Below are 17,402 nucleotides of genomic sequence, written 5' to 3' on the forward strand. Positions count from 1 at the left end.
TCCGATGGCTGCCAACGTGTTGAAGCGCAAGTTCGATGTGGTGATCGTCGGGGCCGGCGGCTCCGGCATGCGGGCCTCGCTGCAGCTGGCCCGCGCGGGGCTGAACGTGGCCGTGCTCTCGAAGGTGTTCCCGACCCGCTCGCACACCGTGGCGGCGCAGGGCGGCATCGGCGCCTCGCTCGGAAACATGAGCGAGGACAACTGGCACTACCACTTCTTCGACACCGTCAAGGGCTCCGACTGGCTCGGCGACCAGGACGCGATCGAGTTCATGTGCCGCGAGGCGCCCAAGGTCGTCTACGAGCTCGAGCACTTCGGCATGCCGTTCGACCGCAACCCGGACGGCACGATCTACCAGCGCCCGTTCGGCGGCCACACCGCCAACTACGGCGAGAAGCCGGTGCAGCGCGCCTGCGCCGCGGCCGACCGCACCGGCCACGCGATGCTGCACACGCTGTACCAGCAGAACGTCAAGGCGCGCACGCAGTTCTTCGTCGAGTGGATGGCACTCGACCTGATCCGCGACGCCGAGGGCGACGTGGTCGGCGTCACCGCGCTCGAGATGGAGACCGGCGACCTGCACATCCTCGAGGCCAAGACCGTGCTGCTGGCCACCGGCGGCGCCGGGCGCATCTTCGCGGCCAGCACCAACGCCTTCATCAACACCGGCGACGGCCTGGGCATGGCGGCACGCGCCGGCATCCCGCTCGAGGACATGGAGTTCTGGCAGTTCCACCCCACCGGCGTCGCCGGCGCGGGCGTGCTGCTGACGGAAGGCTGCCGTGGCGAAGGCGCGATCCTGCGCAACGACAAGGGCGAGCGCTTCATGGAGCGCTACGCACCGACCTTGAAGGACCTGGCGCCGCGCGACTTCGTCTCGCGCTGCATGGACCAGGAGATCAAGGAAGGGCGCGGCTGCGGTCCGAACAAGGACTACGTCGTGCTCGACATGACGCACCTGGGCGCCGAGACGATCATGAAGCGGCTGCCCTCGGTCTACGAGATCGGCCATAACTTCGCGAACGTCGACATCACGAAGGAGCCGATCCCGGTCGTGCCGACCATCCACTACCAGATGGGCGGCATCCCGACCAACATCAACGGCCAGGTGGTGGTGCCGAAGGACGGCAACGCGAACGCCGTGGTCAACGGGCTGTACGCGGTGGGCGAGTGCTCCTGCGTGAGCGTGCACGGCGCCAACCGCCTGGGCACCAACTCGCTGCTCGACCTGCTGGTGTTCGGCCGTGCGGCCGGCAACCACATCGTCGACAGCGCGCTCAAGACGAAGAACCACAAGCCGCTGCCGGCGGATGCGGCCGACTTCACCCGCGCGCGCCTGGCGAAGTACGAGAAGAGCACCGGCGGCGAGTACGCCCAGGACGTGGCCAACGACCTGCGCAAGAGCATGCAGCAGCATGCCGGCGTGTTCCGCACCCAGGCGTCGATGGACGAGGGCGTGGTCAAGGTCAAGGAGATCGCCGAGCGCGTGAAGGCCATCCACCTGGCCGACAAGTCCAAGGTCTTCAACACCGCGCGCATCGAGGCGCTCGAGGTGGAGAACCTGATCGAGTGTGCGCTGGCGACCATGATCTCCGCGGCCGCCCGCAAGGAAAGCCGCGGCGCGCACACCGTCAACGACTACGCCGACACGCCCGAGCACCCGAACGGCCGCAACGACGCCGAGTGGATGAAGCACACGCTGTGGTTCAAGGAGGGCAACCGCCTCGACTACAAGCCGGTCAACCTGAAGCCGCTGACCGCCGAATCGATCCCGCCCAAGGTGCGGACCTTCTGAGCACGACCATGGCCAAGCGCACCTTCCAGATCTACCGCTACGACCCCGACACCGACGCGAAGCCGCGCATGCAGACCCTCGAGATCGAACTCGACGGGTCCGAGCGCATGCTGCTGGACGCGCTGATGAAGCTGAAGTCGGTCGACCCGAGCCTGAGCTTCCGCCGCAGCTGCCGCGAGGGCGTGTGCGGGTCGGACGCGATGAACATCAACGGCAAGAACGGCCTGGCGTGCCTGACCAACATGCGCACGCTGCCCGACACCGTGGTGCTCAAGCCGCTGCCCGGCCTGCCGGTGATCCGCGACCTGATCGTGGACATGACGCAGTTCTTCAAGCAGTACCACTCGATCAAGCCCTACCTGGTCAACGACGAGCCGCCGCCCGAGAAGGAGCGCCTGCAGTCGCCCGAGGAGCGCGACGAGCTGAACGGCCTGTACGAGTGCATCCTGTGCGCGAGCTGCAGCACGAGCTGCCCGAGCTTCTGGTGGAACCCGGACAAGTTCGTCGGCCCCGCCGGCCTGCTGCAGGCCTACCGCTTCATCGCCGACAGCCGCGACCAGGCCACCGGGGAGCGACTCGACAACCTCGAGGACCCGTACCGCCTGTTCCGCTGCCACACGATCATGAACTGCGTCGACGTCTGCCCGAAGGGCCTGAACCCGACCAAGGCGATCGGCAAGATCAAGGAGCTGATGGTCCGCCGGGCCGTCTGATCTCCCGAGCCCCGCAGCAGGTCCCGCGCATGTCCGACGCCCTGATCGATGCCCGGGAGCTTTCGCGGCTGCGCTGGCGCTGCCGGCGCGGCCTGCTCGAGAACGACCTGTTCGTCGAGCGCTTCTTCGCGGGGCATCCGTCCGTCACGGTGCACCAGGCCGCGGGCCTGGCGGCGCTGATGGAGCTGCCCGACAACGACTTGCTGGACCTGCTGCTGCGCCGCCGCGAGCCCGAGGGCGCGCTGGCGCGCGACGAGGTGATCGAGGTGCTTCGCCTGCTGCGCACGCCGGGCACCGAATATGCAAGGGCCGCACAGACGAGCCCGGACTGACCTTCCAACCGCTCTTCAAGGAATGCCCATGACACCGTCTGACGTCAAAGCCACCCTGTCATTCTCGGACGGCAGCCCGAGCATGGACCTGCCGATGTTCAAGGGCTCGATCGGCCCCGACGTCATCGACATCCGCAAGCTGTACGCCCAGACCGGCAAGTTCACCTACGACCCGGGCTTCCTCTCGACCGCCTCGTGCCAGTCGACCATCACCTACATCGACGGCGACAAGGGCGAGCTGCTGTACCGCGGCTACCCGATCGAGCAGCTGGCGACCAACTGCGACTTCCTCGACACCTGCTACCTGCTGCTGTACGGCGAGCTGCCGAACGTGCAGCAGCAGGCCGACTTCAAGAAGCTCGTGACCACCCACACCATGGTCAACGAGCAGATGCAGTTCTTCCTGCGCGGCTTCCGGCGTGATGCGCACCCGATGGCGGTGATGACCGGCCTGGTCGGAGCGCTGTCGGCCTTCTATCACGACAGCACCGACATCAACAACCCGAAGCACCGCGAGATCGCCGCGATCCGCCTGATCGCGAAGATGCCGACGCTGGTGGCCATGGCCTACAAGTACGGCATCGGCCAGCCCTACATGTACCCGAAGAACTCGCTGTCCTACTCGGCGAACTTCATGCGCATGATGTTCGCGACGCCGTGCGAGGAGTACGAGCCGAACGACGTGCTGGTGCGTGCGATCGACCGCATCTTCATCCTGCACGCCGACCACGAGCAGAACGCCTCCACCTCCACCGTGCGGCTGTGCGGCTCGTCGGGCACCAACCCGTTCGCGGCCATCGCCGCCGGCGTGGCCTGCCTGTGGGGCCCGGCGCACGGCGGTGCCAACGAGGCGGCGCTGAACATGCTGGAAGAGATCCAGCGCAACGGCGGCGTCGAGAAGATCGGCGAGTTCATCAAGCAGGTGAAGGACAAGAACTCCAACGTCAAGCTGATGGGCTTCGGCCACCGGGTCTACAAGAACTACGACCCGCGCGCCAAGCTGATGCGCGAGACCTGCCACGAGGTGCTGGGCGCGCTCGGCCTGGGCAACGACCCGCTGTTCAAGCTGGCGATGGCGCTGGAGAAGATCGCGCTGGAAGACGAATACTTCGTCGCCCGCAAGCTGTACCCGAACGTCGACTTCTATTCCGGCATCGTGCAGCGCGCGATCGGCATCCCGGTCTCGCTGTTCACCGCGATCTTCGCGCTCGCGCGCACGGTCGGCTGGATCGCCCAGCTCAACGAGATGATCGGCGACCCCGAGTACAAGATCGGCCGCCCGCGCCAGCTCTACCACGGCTCGCCGCGCCGCGACGTCAAGCCGATCTCGCAGCGCTGAGACCGCGCGCACCCTGCGCCACGGGCCCCGCCGCGCAAGCGCCGGGGCCTTCTTCATGCCCGTAAAATCAGCGCTTTCCGCTGTCGAGCGCCGCGCCATGGCCCGCACCCTGTACGACAAGATCTGGGACGAACACGTCGTCCACACCGAGGACGACGGCACCGCGGTGCTCTACATCGACCGGCACCTGGTGCACGAGGTGACCAGCCCTCAGGCCTTCGAGGGGCTGCGCCTGGCCAGCCGCAAGCCCTGGCGCGTCAGCTCGATCGTCGCGACGGCCGACCACAACACGCCGACCACCGGCTGGGAGCGCGGCTACGACGGCATTGCCGATCCGATCTCCAAGCAGCAGATCACCACGCTGGACGCCAACATCAAGGCCTTCGGCGCAGCTGCCTTCTTCCCCTTCCTCGACAAGCGCCAGGGCATCGTGCACGTGATCGGGCCCGAGCAGGGCGCCACGCTGCCGGGCATGACGGTGGTCTGCGGCGACTCGCACACCTCCACGCACGGCGCGTTCGGCGCGCTGGCGCACGGCATCGGCACCAGCGAGGTCGAGCACGTGCTGGCCACGCAGACGCTGCTGGCCAAGAAGGCGAAGAACATGCTCGTGCGCGTCGAGGGTCGGCTCGCGCCGGGCTGCGGCGCCAAGGACATCGTGCTGGCCATCATCGGCCGAATCGGCACCGCCGGCGGCACGGGCTACACGATCGAGTTCGGCGGCTCGGCGATCCGCTCGCTCAGCATGGAAGGCCGCATGACCGTCTGCAACATGGCGATCGAGGCCGGGGCGCGCGCCGGCATGGTCGCGGTGGACGAGACCACGCTCGCCTACGTGAAGAACCGCCCGCTCGCACCCACCGGCCTGGAGTGGGAGCAGGCCGCGGCCTACTGGCGCACGCTGCACTCCGACGAGGGCGCGGCGTTCGACAAGGTGGTCGATCTCGACGCCGCGCAGATCCGCCCGCAGGTGACCTGGGGCACCTCGCCGGAGATGGTGCTGTCGGTCGAGGACCGCGTGCCCGACCCCGAGCGCGAGAAGGATCCGGTCAGGCGCAGCGCGATCGAGCGCGCGCTGCAGTACATGGGCCTGGAGCCGAACAAGCCGATCGTGGACATCCGCATCGACAAGGTGTTCATCGGCTCGTGCACCAACTCCCGCATCGAGGACCTGCGCGAGGCCGCGGCCGTGGTGCGCAAGCTCGGCGCGCGCGTGGCCGGCAACGTGCGGCTCGCAATGGTGGTGCCCGGCTCGGGCCTGGTGAAGGCGCAAGCCGAGCGCGAGGGCCTGCACGAGGTGTTCAAGGCGGCCGGCTTCGAGTGGCGCGAGCCCGGCTGCTCGATGTGCCTGGCGATGAACGCCGACCGCCTCGAGCCCGGCGAGCGCTGCGCCTCCACCAGCAACCGCAACTTCGAAGGCCGCCAGGGTGCTGGCGGTCGCACCCACCTGGTCAGCCCGGCGATGGCCGCCGCAGCCGCGATCGAAGGCCATTTCGTCGACGTGCGGCGCATCGCCTGACGCCCCGCGAACAGGATTCCGCCATGCAAGCCTTCACCGTCCATCAGGGCCTGGTCGCGCCGCTCGACCGCGAGAACGTCGACACCGACGCGATCATCCCCAAGCAGTTCCTCAAGTCGATCAAGCGTTCGGGCTTCGGGCCGAACCTGTTCGACGAGTGGCGCTACCTCGATCACGGCGAACCGGGCCAGGACCCGGCCTCGCGCCGGCCCAACCCCGATTTCGTGCTGAACCTGCCGCGCTACCAGGGCGCCTCGATCCTGCTGGCGCGGCGCAACTTCGGCTGCGGCTCCTCGCGCGAGCATGCGCCCTGGGCGCTGGAGCAGTATGGCTTTCGCGTCATCATCGCGCCGAGCTTCGCCGACATCTTCTTCAACAACTGCTTCAAGAACGGACTGCTGCCGATCGTGCTGCCCGACAGCACGGTGAGCCGGCTGTTCGACGAGGTGGCGGCCTTCACCGGCTACCGGCTGACGGTCGATCTGGAGCGCCAGGTGGTGATCCAGCCCGACGGCACCGAGATCGGCTTCGAGGTGCAGCCCTTCCGCAAGTACTGCCTGCTCGGCGGCTTCGACGACATCGGCCTGACGCTGCGCCACGCCGACAAGATCCGCGCCTTCGAGGCCGAGCGGCTGCTGAAGAAGCCCTGGCTCGCCCACACGCTCTGAGAACAAGGATCCCGTCTTGAAGATCGCCATCCTGCCGGGCGACGGCATCGGCACCGAGATCGTCGCGCAGGCCGAGCGCGTGCTGGGCTGCCTCGACCTCGAGTTCGAGACCGAGACCGCCGCTGTCGGCGGCGCCGCCTACGAGGCGCATGGCCACCCGCTGCCCGAGGCGACGCTCAAGCTCGCCAAGGAAGCCGATGCGGTGCTGTTCGGCGCCGTCGGCGACTGGAAGTACGACAAGCTCGAGCGTGCGCTTCGCCCCGAGCAGGCCATCCTCGGCCTGCGCAAGAACCTCGGCCTGTTCGCCAACTTCCGTCCGGCGATCTGCTACGAGCAGCTGACGCATGCGTCGAGCCTGAAGCCCGAGCTGGTGGCCGGGCTGGACATCCTGATCATCCGCGAGCTGACCGGCGACATCTACTTCGGCCAGCCGCGCGGCCGCCGCGAGGCGCCGGACGGCGCCTTCAAGGGCGCGCCCGAGGCCTTCGACACGATGCGCTACTCGCGCCCGGAGATCGAGCGCATCGCGCACGTCGCCTTCCGGGCCGCGCGCAAGCGCAACAGGAAGGTCACGAGCGTCGACAAGGCCAACGTGCTGGAAACCTTCCAGTTCTGGAAGGACGTGGTCACCGAGGTGCACGCGCAGTACCCGGACGTCGAGCTCGAGCACATGTACGTGGACAACGCCGCGATGCAGCTCGTCAAGGCACCGAAGAAGTTCGACGTGCTGGTCACCGGCAACATGTTCGGCGACATCCTGTCCGACGAGGCGGCGATGCTGACCGGCTCGATCGGCATGCTGCCCTCGGCCTCGCTGAACGAGTCGGGCCGCGGCCTGTACGAGCCCAGCCACGGCAGTGCGCCGGACATCGCCGGTAAGGATCTTGCAAACCCCTTGGCTACAATCCTGTCCGTGGCCATGATGCTCCGCTTCTCCCTGAACCAGCCCGAGGCTGCCGACCGCATCGAGTCGGCGGTCCGGTCCGTGCTGGCGGCGGGGTACCGCACGGCAGACATCTGGTCGGACGGTTGCACCAAGGTCGGCACGCGCGCCATGGGCGACGCCGTGGTCGCCGCGCTGTCCGGCACCACCGCCAAAACCATTACCAAGAGCTAGTCCGGCTCCGGTTCGTCTCGCCCATCCTCTCCCGGCGAAGCGAGCCGGGCGGAACAGGTTTCCACGACTGTGACTTGAAAGGGCGACGACGATGAGACTGACGGGATTGGTAGGCTGGCGCGGCATGGTCGGCTCCGTGCTGATGGACCGCATGCAGGCCGAGGGCGACTTCGCGCACATCGAGCCGGTGTTCTTCAGCACCAGCAACGCGGGCGGCAAGGCCCCTGCGATGGCCAGGAACGAGACCACGCTGAAGGACGCCTTCGACATCGAGGCGCTGAAGCGCTGCGAGATCATCATCAGCGCCCAGGGCGGCGACTACACCTCCGAGGTGTTCCCCAAGCTGCGCGCCGCCGGCTGGAACGGCCACTGGATCGACGCGGCCTCGACGCTGCGCATGAAGGACGACGCGGTCATCATCCTCGACCCCGTCAACCTGCCGGTCATCAAGAACGCCCTGGCCAAGGGCGGGCGCAACTGGATCGGCGGCAACTGCACTGTCAGCTGCATGCTGATGGGCGTGGGCGCGCTCTACAAGGCCGGGCTCGTCGAGTGGATGAACACGATGACCTACCAGGCCGCCTCGGGCGGCGGCGCGCAGCACATGCGCGAACTGCTGACGCAGTTCGGCACGCTCAACGCCGAGGTCCGGCCGCTGCTCGACGATCCGAAGAGCGCCATCCTCGAGATCGACCGCAAGATCATCGGCAAGCAGCGTTCGCTGTCGGAGGCCGAGACGGCCAACTTCGGCGTGCCGCTGGGCGGCTCCCTGATCCCCTGGATCGACAAGGACCTCGGCAACGGGGTCAGCCGCGAGGAGTGGAAGGGCGGCGCCGAAACCAACAAGATCCTCGGCCAGGGCGAGGGCTTCGGCAGCGCCGCGGTGCCGGTGGACGGCTTCTGCGTGCGCATCGGCGCGATGCGCTGCCACTCGCAGGCGCTGCTGTTCAAGCTGAAGAAGGACGTGCCGGTGGCCGACCTCGAGGCCATGATCGCGGCCGACAACGCCTGGGTGAAGGTGGTGCCCAACACCCGTGAGGCGAGCATGAAGGAACTCACGCCGGTGGCGGTGACCGGCACGCTGAGCATCCCGGTCGGTCGCATCCGCAAGATGGCCATGGGGTCGGAGTACGTCGGCGCGTTCACCATCGGCGACCAGTTGCTCTGGGGGGCAGCGGAGCCGCTGCGGCGCATGCTGCGCATCCTCGTCGAGGCCTGATCCGGACCCATTTCCGCGTGTCCATTTGCGGCACGTTGGCGCACTGCCACAAAATTCACGCGGAAATGCACGGAACGTGAGTCCCTGCGAACGTCAGCCAATGCATGAGCTTGTATCGGTATCCTCTTGATGTTATTGTGGTTTCCACCCTTTTCTCGAGAGATGCGCATGTTCTGCGCGGGTGACGATGTCGACATTGGCGGGCCTGCTGTCGGTCCTGCACGTTCCTTCTGGGAGACGCCTTGAAACGTAACTCGACCTTCTCGGGGCGCTTTGCCCTGACCGGCGTGGCGGCCGCCGCGCTGTGGCTGGCCGCATCGAATGCGTACGCGCTGGGTCTGGGCAGGCTCTCCGTGCAGTCGGCCCTGGGTGAATCGCTGCGCGCCGAGATCGACGTCACCAGCCTGACGCCGGAAGAGGCGGCCGGGCTGGTAGTCAAGGTGGCGCCGCCCGAGTCGTACCGCGCCGCCGGCGTGGACTACAACCCGGTCCTGCCGGGCACCGCGGTATCGCTGCAGCGCCGTGCCGACGGGCGGCCCTACCTGCGCCTGTCCAGCGACCGCGCCGTGCAGGAACCCTTCGTCGACGTGATCCTCGAGATCTCGTGGTCCTCGGGCCGCCTGGTGCGCGAGTACACGATGCTGTTCGACCCACCGGTGGTGGCCAAGGCACCGCCGGCGCCTGCCCCGGCGGCCGCGCCGAGCATTGCGGCCGCCGCGCCGGCCGCAGAGCCGGCGGCGCGCCCCGCACGCCCAGCCCCGGAACCGCGTCCGGCGCGCGAGCCGCGTGCGGCAGCCGCGCCGGCCACCGCCGCGGCACCGGCCATGCCCACCACGCCGAGTGCGCCAGGCGCCGACGAATACAAGGTCAAGGCCGGCGACACGCTGTCGCGCGTGGCGGCCAAGACGCAGCGCCCGGGCGTCTCGCTCGACCAGATGCTGGTGTCGCTGTTCCGGGCCAATCCGGACGCGTTCGTCGGCGAGAACATGAACCGGCTCAAGGCCGGTTCGGTGCTGTCCGTGCCGAGCGCGGACGAGGCCAAGTCGGTGGCCGCCGGCGAAGCGCGCCAGGTCATCCAGGCCCAGAGCGCCGACTTCAACGCCTACCGGCAGAAGCTGGCCGGCGCGGTGCCGACCACACGTTCCGACGGGCCGGCACAGAAGGCCACCGGCACGGTCCAGACCGAGGTGCAGGACCGCAAGCAGGCCGCCGCCCCGTCGCCCGACAAGCTCAAGCTGACCAAGCCGGGTGGCAGCACCACGGCCGAGGACCAGATCGCCAAGAGCGCCGAGCGGAAGGACACCTCGACGCGCGTTGCGGAGCTGTCCAAGAACGTCGAGGAACTGAAGAAGCTCGGCCAGCAGGCGGCGGCCGAGACCGGCAAGCCGGGCGCAGCCGCGCCGGCACCTGCGCCGACCACTCCGGCGGTCACCAAGCCGCCGCTGCCGACGCCCCCGGTGGCCGCGACGCCACCGGCACCCCCGCCGCCTCCGCCGCCCCCGCCTCCTCCCCCGCCGCCGCCGCCGCCACCACCGGCTCCGGCGCCCGCACCGGCGGCGGCGCCGACCCCGCCGCCCACGACCGTGGCGGCCGCGCCTGCTTCGGCGCCCGTTGCCGCGGAACAGGCGGCCGCGTCGCAACCGGCCCCGATGGTTGCGGCCGCGTCGGCCCCGCAGGCGGCCCCCGCGCCTGCTGCGCGCCCGCCGGCCGCGCCGGCGACGGCCAAGGAGGAGCCGGGGCTGCTCGGCTCGCTGCTCGACGACAACCCGCTGGCGCTGGCGCTCGGCGGTGGCCTGATCGCGCTGCTGGCCGGCTTCGGCATCTACCGCTTCACCAAGCGCAACAAGAAGGACAGCGGCGAGACCTCGTTCCTCGAGAGCCGCCTGCAGCCGGATTCGTTCTTCGGCGCGAGCGGCGGCCAGCGCATCGACACGCGTGATGCCGGCGGCACCTCGTCGTCGATGAGCTACTCGCTGAGCCAGCTCGACGCGATCGGTGACGTCGATCCGGTGGCCGAGGCCGACGTCTACCTCGCCTACGGTCGCGACCTGCAGGCCGAGGAGATCCTGAAGGAGGCGATGCGCAGCAACCCCGAGCGCATGGCCATCCGTACCAAGCTGCTCGAGGTGTACGCCAAGCGGCGCGACACCAAGGGCTTCGAACTGCTGGCCACGCAGCTGTACTCGCTGACGCAGGGTCAGGGCGAGGACTGGGCCAAGGCGCAGGAACTCGGCGCCCAGATCGACCCGGACAACCCGCTCTACAAGCCCGGCGGCGCGCCGGCCGGCGGCGTGGCGGCGGGTGGCCAGATGGTCGAGCCGCTGGGCGCGAGCACGATGCCGCAATCGGTGCTGCCGTCGCCCTCGCAGTACAACCCGACCACGGTGACGCAGCCGACCGTCGATCCGTCCAATGTCGACCTCGACCTCGACTTCGCCGGCCCGGACGAGGCCTCCATCCCCACCGCGCCGGCCTCGCTGCAGACGACGCAGACGATCACCCAGACCGTTCCGCAGACGATCCCGCAGGCCCCGCCGGCGGCGGCCCCGCAGGCGGCGCCGGCCCTGGACAACACGCTCGACTTCGATACCTCGGCGGCCGACCTGATGCTGCCCGACCTCGGCGCATCGCCGAGCCCGGCGGCGGCTCCGGCGGCGGCCCCGGCCTCGGTGGAATTTGACCTCGCCGGCATCTCGCTCGATCTCGATCTGCCGGGCGCGGAACCGGCCGGCAGCGGCAGCAGCAGCGGCCCGCGCACCGTGCCGTCGGCCTTCGGCGACGACGTCATGTCGGGCTTCGAGGAAGACGACCCGAACGCCGACCCGCTGGCGCGCAAGCTCGAGCTGGCCGAGGAGTTCCGCCAGATCGGCGACATGGAAGGTGCGCGCGACCTGCTGCAGGAAGTGATCGCCAAGGCCTCTGGCTCGCTGAAGTCCAAGGCCCAGGGCATGCTCGAGCAGCTCGCCTGAGCCCGACCCGGGCGCGCCATCGTGGCGCGCCCCGCGTTGCATGAGGCTGGCGCTCGGCATCGGCTACCGCGGCACGGCCTACCAGGGCTGGCAGAGCCAGCCCGGCGGCCGCACCGTGCAGGACGCGCTCGAGCGGGCGTTGTCCGAGTTCGCCGCCACGCCGCTGCGCACCATGTGCGCCGGGCGCACCGACGCCGGCGTGCATGCGCTGAACCAGGTGATCCACCTCGACTGCGAGATCGAGCGCGAGCCGTTCTCGTGGGTACGCGGCACCAACCGCTTCCTGCCCGACGATATCGCGGTGCAATGGTGCAGGCCGGTCAGCGAGCACTTCCACGCCCGCAACAGCGCACTCGGCCGGCGCTATGCCTATGTGCTGCGCGAGTCGCCGGTGCGCCCGGCGCTCGAGGCCGGCCTGGCCGGCTGGAGCTTCCGGTCTCTGGACGGTGATCGCATGCGCGAGGCCGCGGCACTGCTGATCGGCGAGCATGATTTCTCGGCCTTTCGCGCTGCCGAGTGCCAGGCCGCCTCGCCGGTGAAGACGCTGCGCCGCCTCGACATCCACCGGCGCGGCGGTTACTGGCGCTTCGACTTCGACGCCAGCGCCTTCCTGCACCACATGGTGCGCAACATCATGGGTTGCCTGCTGGCCGTGGGTGCAGGCAACCGCCCGGTGGCCTGGATGGGCGAGGTGCTGGCCGCGCGCGACCGGCGCATCGCCGCACCGACCTTCTCCCCGGACGGCCTGTACTTCGTCGGCCCGTACTACGATGCCGGCCTCGCGCTGCCCGACGGTTCGGCGGCGCTGGACTGGCTGCCGTGACCCTTCCCATCTCCACCCGCACCCGCATCAAGATCTGCGGCCTCACGCGCGAGGCCGATGTCGATGCGGCCGTCGAGGCCGGCGCCGATGCCGTCGGCTTCGTGTTCTATGCGAAGAGCCTGCGTGCGGTGACGCCGGGGCGCGCGGCCGAACTGGCGCGGCGGCTGCCCCCGTTCGTCACCCCGGTGGGGCTGTTCGTCAATGCGGGGGCGGACGCGATCGCTGCCGTCGCCGGCGCCATCCCGACGCTGCTGCTGCAGTTCCACGGCGACGAGTCGCCCGAGGCCTGCCGCGCCGCCGCCCGACCCTTCCTGCGGGCGGCCCGGATGGCGCCGGGGTTCGATTTGTTAGACTTCGCGGCTCGGTTTCACGACGCCCATGCCTTGCTGCTCGACGCCTTTGTCGAGGGCTACGGCGGCGGCGGAAAGGTCTTCGATTGGTCCGTCATTCCCGCCAACGTGCCCCGTCCGGTCGTTTTGTCTGGTGGGTTGCATGCCGGAAATGTGATCGAAGGGATTCTTCGGGTGCGGCCCTGGGCCGTTGACGTGAGCTCCGGCGTGGAAGCGGCCAAGGGCATCAAGGATGCCGCGCTGATCCGCCGGTTCTGCGAGGCGGTGCGCGAGGCGGATGCCCGCATCGCCGATTCCGAGACCTGAGGAACCCATGTCCAGCTACCAGCAGCCCGATGCACGCGGGCATTTCGGTCCGTACGGCGGCAGCTTCGTCGCCGAGACCCTCGTGCACGCGATCGAGGAACTGAAGCAGGCCTACGAGGCGGCGCGCCAGGATCCGGCCTTCATGGCCGAGTTCCGCAGCGAACTGGCCCACTTCGTCGGCCGGCCGAGCCCCGTGTACCACGCGGCGCGCCTGTCGCGCGAACTCGGCGGCGCGCAGATCTACCTCAAGCGCGAAGACCTCAACCACACCGGCGCGCACAAGGTCAACAACACCATCGGCCAGGCGATGCTCGCGCGCCGCATGGGCAAGCCGCGCGTGATCGCCGAGACCGGCGCGGGCCAGCACGGCGTGGCCACCGCGACGATCTGCGCGCGCTACGGCCTCGAGTGCGTGGTCTACATGGGCAGCGAGGACGTCAAGCGCCAGTCGCCCAACGTCTACCGCATGCACCTGCTCGGCGCGAGGGTGGTGCCGGTGGACAGCGGCTCGAAGACGCTCAAGGACGCGCTCAACGAGGCGCTGCGCGACTGGGTCACCAACGTCGAGAACACCTTCTACATCATCGGCACGGTGGCCGGCCCGCACCCCTACCCGATGATGGTGCGCGACTTCCAGCGCGTGATCGGCGACGAGTGCCTGGTGCAGATGCCCGAGCTGATCGGCCGCCAGCCCGATGCGGTGATCGCCTGCGTCGGCGGCGGCTCGAATGCGATGGGCATCTTCTACCCGTACATCGAGCACACCGGCACGCGGCTCATTGGTGTCGAGGCGGCGGGGCAGGGGCTCGAGTCGGGCAAGCACGCCGCCTCGATCAGCGCCGGCTCACCCGGCGTGCTGCACGGCAACCGCACCTACCTGCTGCAGGACGCGAACGGCCAGATCACCGAGACGCACTCGATCTCGGCGGGGCTCGACTACCCCGGCGTCGGCCCCGAGCATGCCTACCTGCACGACATCGGCCGCGCCGAGTACGTCGGCATCACCGACGCGGAGGCGCTCGAGGCCTTCCACCGCCTGTGCCGCACCGAGGGCATCATCCCGGCGCTCGAGTCGAGCCACGCGGTGGCCTACGCGATGAAGCTGGCGCCGACGCTTCCGAAGGACAAGCACCTGCTGGTCAACCTCAGCGGCCGGGGCGACAAGGACATCGGCACGGTGGCCGACCTGTCCGGCGCAGAGTTCTATTGCCGGCCCTCGTGCCGCGGGCAGTCGGTCAAGGGGGCGACGCGATGAGCCGCATTGCCGCCACCTTCGCCGCGCTGCAGGCCGCCGGCCGCAAGGCGCTGATCCCCTACGTGACCTGCGGCGACCCGTTCGCCGACGCCACCGCCGACATCATGCTGGCGCTGGCCAAGGGCGGGGCCGATGTCATCGAGCTCGGCGTGCCGTTCTCCGACCCGATGGCCGACGGGCCGGTGATCCAGCGCGCCTCGGAGCGTGCGCTCGCGCGCGGCATCGGGCTGCCGCAGGTGCTGGAGGCAGTGCGTGGCTTCCGCGCCCGCGACGACCGCACGCCGGTGGTGCTGATGGGCTACGCGAACCCGGTGGAGCGCTACGGCAGCGCGCGTTTCGTCGCCGACGCGAAGGCGGCCGGCGTGGACGGCGTGCTGATCGTCGACTACCCGCCCGAGGAGTGCGAGGCCTTCGCCGCGCAGCTGCGCGAGGCCGGGCTGGACCTGATCTTCCTGCTCGCGCCGACCTCCACCGACCGGCGCATCCGCGAGGTCGCGCGCATTGCCACCGGCTACGTCTACTACGTCTCGCTCAAGGGCGTGACCGGCGCCGGCCACCTCGACACCGCCGCCGTCGCGCAGATGGTGCCGCGCATCAAGGCGCACGTGAAGCTGCCGGTCGGGGTAGGCTTCGGCATCCGCGATGCCGCCACTGCACGTGCCGTGGCGGAAGTCGCCGACGCCGTGGTGATCGGCTCGGCGCTGGTGCAGCTGCTCGAGACCCGCGAGCGCGGCAACGTCGCTGCCGCGGCGGCCGACTTCATCGGCGGCATCCGCGCCGCCCTCGATTCCTGAAAGGAGCTCCCGCATGAGCTGGCTCGAAAAACTGCTGCCCCCCAAGATCCAGCAGACCGACCCGAGCGAGCGCCGCACGGTGCCCGAGGGCCTGTGGATCAAGTGCCCGTCCTGCGAGACGGTGCTCTACAAGACCGACCTGGAGCAGAACGTCAATGTCTGCCCGAAGTGCGGCCACCACCACCGCATCGGCGCACGCGCCCGGCTCGACGCCTTCCTCGACCCGGAGGGCCGCTACGAGATCGGCCAGGAGGTCATCCCGGTCGATGCGCTGAAGTTCAAGGACAGCAAGAAGTACCCCGAGCGGCTCAAGGACGCGCTCGAGACCACCGGCGAGACCGATGCGCTGGTGGTGATCGGCGGTGCGCTGATGAGCATCCCGATCGTGGCCGCCTGCTTCGAGTTCGACTTCATGGGCGGCTCGATGGGCTCGGTGGTCGGCGAGCGCTTCGTGCGCGGCGTAGAGACCGCGCTCGAGCAGAAGACGCCGTTCGTCAGCTTCACCGCCACCGGTGGCGCGCGCATGCAGGAGGGCCTGCTCAGCCTGATGCAGATGGCCAAGACCAACGCCGCATTGACGCGCCTGGCCAAGGCGAAGCTGCCCTACATCAGCGTGCTGACCGACCCGACCATGGGCGGCGTGTCGGCCAGCTTCGCCTTCGTCGGCGACGTGGTCATCGCCGAGCCCAAGGCGCTGATCGGCTTCGCCGGCCCCCGCGTGATCGAGAACACCGTGCGCGAGAAGCTGCCCGAAGGCTTCCAGCGCGCCGAGTTCCTGCTCGGCAAGGGGGCGATCGACATGATCGTCGACCGCCGCGAACTGCGGCCGACCATCGCGCGGGCGATCGCGATGCTGCAGAAGCTGCCGTCCGACGCGGTCGCCTGAGATCTCCCCCGATGTCGGCGCCGACCACGCTGGCCGGCTGGCTGGCCCACTGCGAGAAGATCCACACCAAGGAGATCGACCTGTCGCTCGAGCGCACGCAGCGTGTGCGCGAGCGGCTCGGCATCGACTTCGGCGTGCCGGTCATCGTGGTGGCCGGCACCAACGGCAAGGGATCGACCTGCGCGATGCTGGAGTCGATCGCGCTGCAGGCCGGCTACCGCGTCGGGCTGTACGCCAAGCCGCACCTGGTGCACTTCGAGGAGCGCTGCCGCATCGACGGCCGCAGCGTCGCGGCGGAGGACCTGCTGCCGCACTTCGAGGCCGTGGAGCTGGCGCGTGGCGAACTCACGCTGTCGATCTTCGAGTTCACGACGCTGGCCATCGCGCGAGCGCTGTCGCAGGCCGCGCTCGACCTGGTGATCCTCGAGGTCGGCCTGGGCGGCCGCTTCGACGCCGTCAATGCCTTCGACGGAGATTGCGCGGTGATCACCAGCATCGCGCTGGACCACATGGAGTTCCTCGGGCCCGACCGCGAATCGATCGGCTTCGAGAAGGCCGGCATCATGCGTGCGGGCCGGCCGGTGGTGGTCAGCGATCCGGTGCCGCCGAAGAGCGTGCTCGGCGTGGCGGAGACGCTGGGGGCCGATCTCTACCTGCACGGTCGCGACTTCCGCGTATCGGGCGATCGCCAGCAGTGGAACTGGGCGGGCCGCAGCAAGCGCTACAACGGCCTGGCGTACCCGGCTCTGCGCGGCGCCAACCAGCTGCTCAACGCGGCCGGCGTGCTGGCGGCCTTCGAGGCGTTGCAGGAGCGCCTGCCGATTCCGGCGCAGGCGGTGCGCAATGGCTTCGCGCTGGTCGAGCTGCCCGGGCGCTTCCAGGTCGTGCCGGGCGCGCCGACGCTGGTGCTGGACGTGGCCCACAACCCGCATGCCGTGGCCGCGCTGGCCGAGAACCTGGACCAGATGGGCTTCCACCCGCGCACACACGCGGTGTTCGGTGCGATGCGCGACAAGGACATCCCGGCCATCCTGGCGCGCATGGCGCCGATGGTCGACCACTGGCATTTCACCGACCTGCCGCTGGCGCGTGCCGCCAGTGCCGCCGAGTTGGCGGCGCGCCATGCCGAGCTGCGCCTCGCGGGGCCCGGCGCGGTGGAGACCGCGACCCATGCCGACCCACGTGCTGCTCTCGAGGCTGCCCTGTCTCGTGCAGACCCGACTGATAGAATCGTTGTCTTCGGATCGTTCTACACCGTCGGCGGCGTGTTGAAGGACGGCCTGCCCCGCCTCGGGGCGCGGCACGTCGGCTGAGGGC

15 protein-coding genes are annotated in these 17,402 nt (G+C 69.4%); all 15 read left to right on the forward strand.

Annotated features, from left to right (window positions below):
* Window positions 1-4: 4 nt before the first annotated feature.
* The 15 genes from sdhA (at window position 5) to folC (ending at window position 17,398) form a co-directional block, all read left to right on the forward strand.
* On the forward strand, window positions 5-1,795 hold the full coding sequence (sdhA, locus tag D9C15_RS26795; protein ID WP_128001901.1) for a succinate dehydrogenase flavoprotein subunit: 1,791 nt from the start codon (window positions 5-7) through the stop codon (window positions 1,793-1,795).
* 8 nt (window positions 1,796-1,803) lie between these two features.
* Complete coding sequence (locus D9C15_RS26800; RefSeq protein WP_128001903.1) at window positions 1,804-2,508, forward strand: succinate dehydrogenase iron-sulfur subunit; 705 nt, start codon at window positions 1,804-1,806, stop codon at window positions 2,506-2,508.
* A 29-nt stretch (window positions 2,509-2,537) separates the two neighbouring features.
* On the forward strand, window positions 2,538-2,840 hold the full coding sequence (locus tag D9C15_RS26805; RefSeq protein WP_128001905.1) for an FAD assembly factor SdhE: 303 nt from the start codon (window positions 2,538-2,540) through the stop codon (window positions 2,838-2,840).
* 28 nt (window positions 2,841-2,868) lie between these two features.
* Window positions 2,869-4,179 carry a citrate synthase gene (locus D9C15_RS26810; RefSeq protein ID WP_128001907.1) on the forward strand — a complete coding sequence of 437 codons (1,311 nt, stop codon included), beginning with the start codon at window positions 2,869-2,871 and terminating at the stop codon, window positions 4,177-4,179.
* Between the two features lie 97 nt (window positions 4,180-4,276).
* Entirely contained in the window at window positions 4,277-5,698 is a 1,422-nt protein-coding gene (gene leuC, locus D9C15_RS26815) for a 3-isopropylmalate dehydratase large subunit (RefSeq protein ID WP_128001909.1), read from the forward strand.
* Between the two features lie 23 nt (window positions 5,699-5,721).
* Entirely contained in the window at window positions 5,722-6,366 is a 645-nt protein-coding gene (gene leuD, locus D9C15_RS26820) for a 3-isopropylmalate dehydratase small subunit (protein WP_128001918.1), read from the forward strand.
* A gap of 16 nt (window positions 6,367-6,382) precedes the next feature.
* Window positions 6,383-7,483: a 3-isopropylmalate dehydrogenase gene (gene leuB, locus D9C15_RS26825; RefSeq protein WP_128001920.1), complete on the forward strand. Its 1,101-nt coding sequence runs from the start codon at window positions 6,383-6,385 to the stop codon at window positions 7,481-7,483.
* Window positions 7,484-7,574: 91 nt separating this feature from the next.
* Window positions 7,575-8,702 (forward strand): aspartate-semialdehyde dehydrogenase, encoded by a 1,128-nt coding sequence (gene asd / locus D9C15_RS26830; protein ID WP_128001922.1) that lies wholly within the window; start codon window positions 7,575-7,577, stop codon window positions 8,700-8,702.
* Between the two features lie 242 nt (window positions 8,703-8,944).
* Window positions 8,945-11,671 carry a motility hub landmark protein FimV gene (locus tag D9C15_RS26835; RefSeq protein ID WP_240668609.1) on the forward strand — a complete coding sequence of 909 codons (2,727 nt, stop codon included), beginning with the start codon at window positions 8,945-8,947 and terminating at the stop codon, window positions 11,669-11,671.
* A gap of 40 nt (window positions 11,672-11,711) precedes the next feature.
* Entirely contained in the window at window positions 11,712-12,494 is a 783-nt protein-coding gene (truA, locus tag D9C15_RS26840) for a tRNA pseudouridine(38-40) synthase TruA (protein WP_128001924.1), read from the forward strand.
* Entirely contained in the window at window positions 12,491-13,150 is a 660-nt protein-coding gene (locus tag D9C15_RS26845) for a phosphoribosylanthranilate isomerase (RefSeq protein ID WP_128001926.1), read from the forward strand. Before truA ends, D9C15_RS26845 begins: the two co-directional genes overlap by 4 nt.
* Before the next feature lie 7 nt (window positions 13,151-13,157).
* Window positions 13,158-14,405, forward strand: a complete 1,248-nt coding sequence (trpB, locus tag D9C15_RS26850; RefSeq protein WP_128001928.1) for a tryptophan synthase subunit beta — start codon at window positions 13,158-13,160, stop codon at window positions 14,403-14,405.
* Complete coding sequence (gene trpA, locus D9C15_RS26855) at window positions 14,402-15,199, forward strand: tryptophan synthase subunit alpha (protein WP_128001930.1); 798 nt, start codon at window positions 14,402-14,404, stop codon at window positions 15,197-15,199. The genes trpB and trpA overlap by 4 nt, the downstream gene beginning before the upstream one ends.
* A gap of 13 nt (window positions 15,200-15,212) precedes the next feature.
* On the forward strand, window positions 15,213-16,085 hold the full coding sequence (gene accD, locus D9C15_RS26860) for an acetyl-CoA carboxylase, carboxyltransferase subunit beta (RefSeq protein ID WP_128001932.1): 873 nt from the start codon (window positions 15,213-15,215) through the stop codon (window positions 16,083-16,085).
* Window positions 16,086-16,096: 11 nt separating this feature from the next.
* Complete coding sequence (folC, locus tag D9C15_RS26865; RefSeq protein ID WP_128001934.1) at window positions 16,097-17,398, forward strand: bifunctional tetrahydrofolate synthase/dihydrofolate synthase; 1,302 nt, start codon at window positions 16,097-16,099, stop codon at window positions 17,396-17,398.
* Window positions 17,399-17,402 lie beyond the last annotated feature (4 nt).

This window comes from Piscinibacter defluvii, assembly GCF_004011805.1.
Taxonomy (GTDB): domain Bacteria; phylum Pseudomonadota; class Gammaproteobacteria; order Burkholderiales; family Burkholderiaceae_C; genus Piscinibacter; species Piscinibacter defluvii.

Excerpts from the sequence above, each read along its gene's own strand:
- truA (WP_128001924.1), top strand. The coding sequence starts at position 11,712 with ATGAGGCTGGCGCTCGGCATCGGCTACCGCGGCACGGCCTACCAGGGC.
- D9C15_RS26810 (WP_128001907.1), top strand. The coding sequence starts at position 2,869 with ATGACACCGTCTGACGTCAAAGCCACCCTGTCATTCTCGGACGGCAGC.
- D9C15_RS26805 (WP_128001905.1), top strand. The coding sequence starts at position 2,538 with ATGTCCGACGCCCTGATCGATGCCCGGGAGCTTTCGCGGCTGCGCTGG.
- folC (WP_128001934.1), top strand. The coding sequence starts at position 16,097 with ATGTCGGCGCCGACCACGCTGGCCGGCTGGCTGGCCCACTGCGAGAAG.
- leuD (WP_128001918.1), top strand. The coding sequence starts at position 5,722 with ATGCAAGCCTTCACCGTCCATCAGGGCCTGGTCGCGCCGCTCGACCGC.
- sdhA (WP_128001901.1), top strand. The coding sequence starts at position 5 with ATGGCTGCCAACGTGTTGAAGCGCAAGTTCGATGTGGTGATCGTCGGG.
- asd (WP_128001922.1), top strand. The coding sequence starts at position 7,575 with ATGAGACTGACGGGATTGGTAGGCTGGCGCGGCATGGTCGGCTCCGTG.
- accD (WP_128001932.1), top strand. The coding sequence starts at position 15,213 with ATGAGCTGGCTCGAAAAACTGCTGCCCCCCAAGATCCAGCAGACCGAC.
- trpB (WP_128001928.1), top strand. The coding sequence starts at position 13,158 with ATGTCCAGCTACCAGCAGCCCGATGCACGCGGGCATTTCGGTCCGTAC.
- trpA (WP_128001930.1), top strand. The coding sequence starts at position 14,402 with ATGAGCCGCATTGCCGCCACCTTCGCCGCGCTGCAGGCCGCCGGCCGC.
- leuC (WP_128001909.1), top strand. The coding sequence starts at position 4,277 with ATGGCCCGCACCCTGTACGACAAGATCTGGGACGAACACGTCGTCCAC.
- D9C15_RS26800 (WP_128001903.1), top strand. The coding sequence starts at position 1,804 with ATGGCCAAGCGCACCTTCCAGATCTACCGCTACGACCCCGACACCGAC.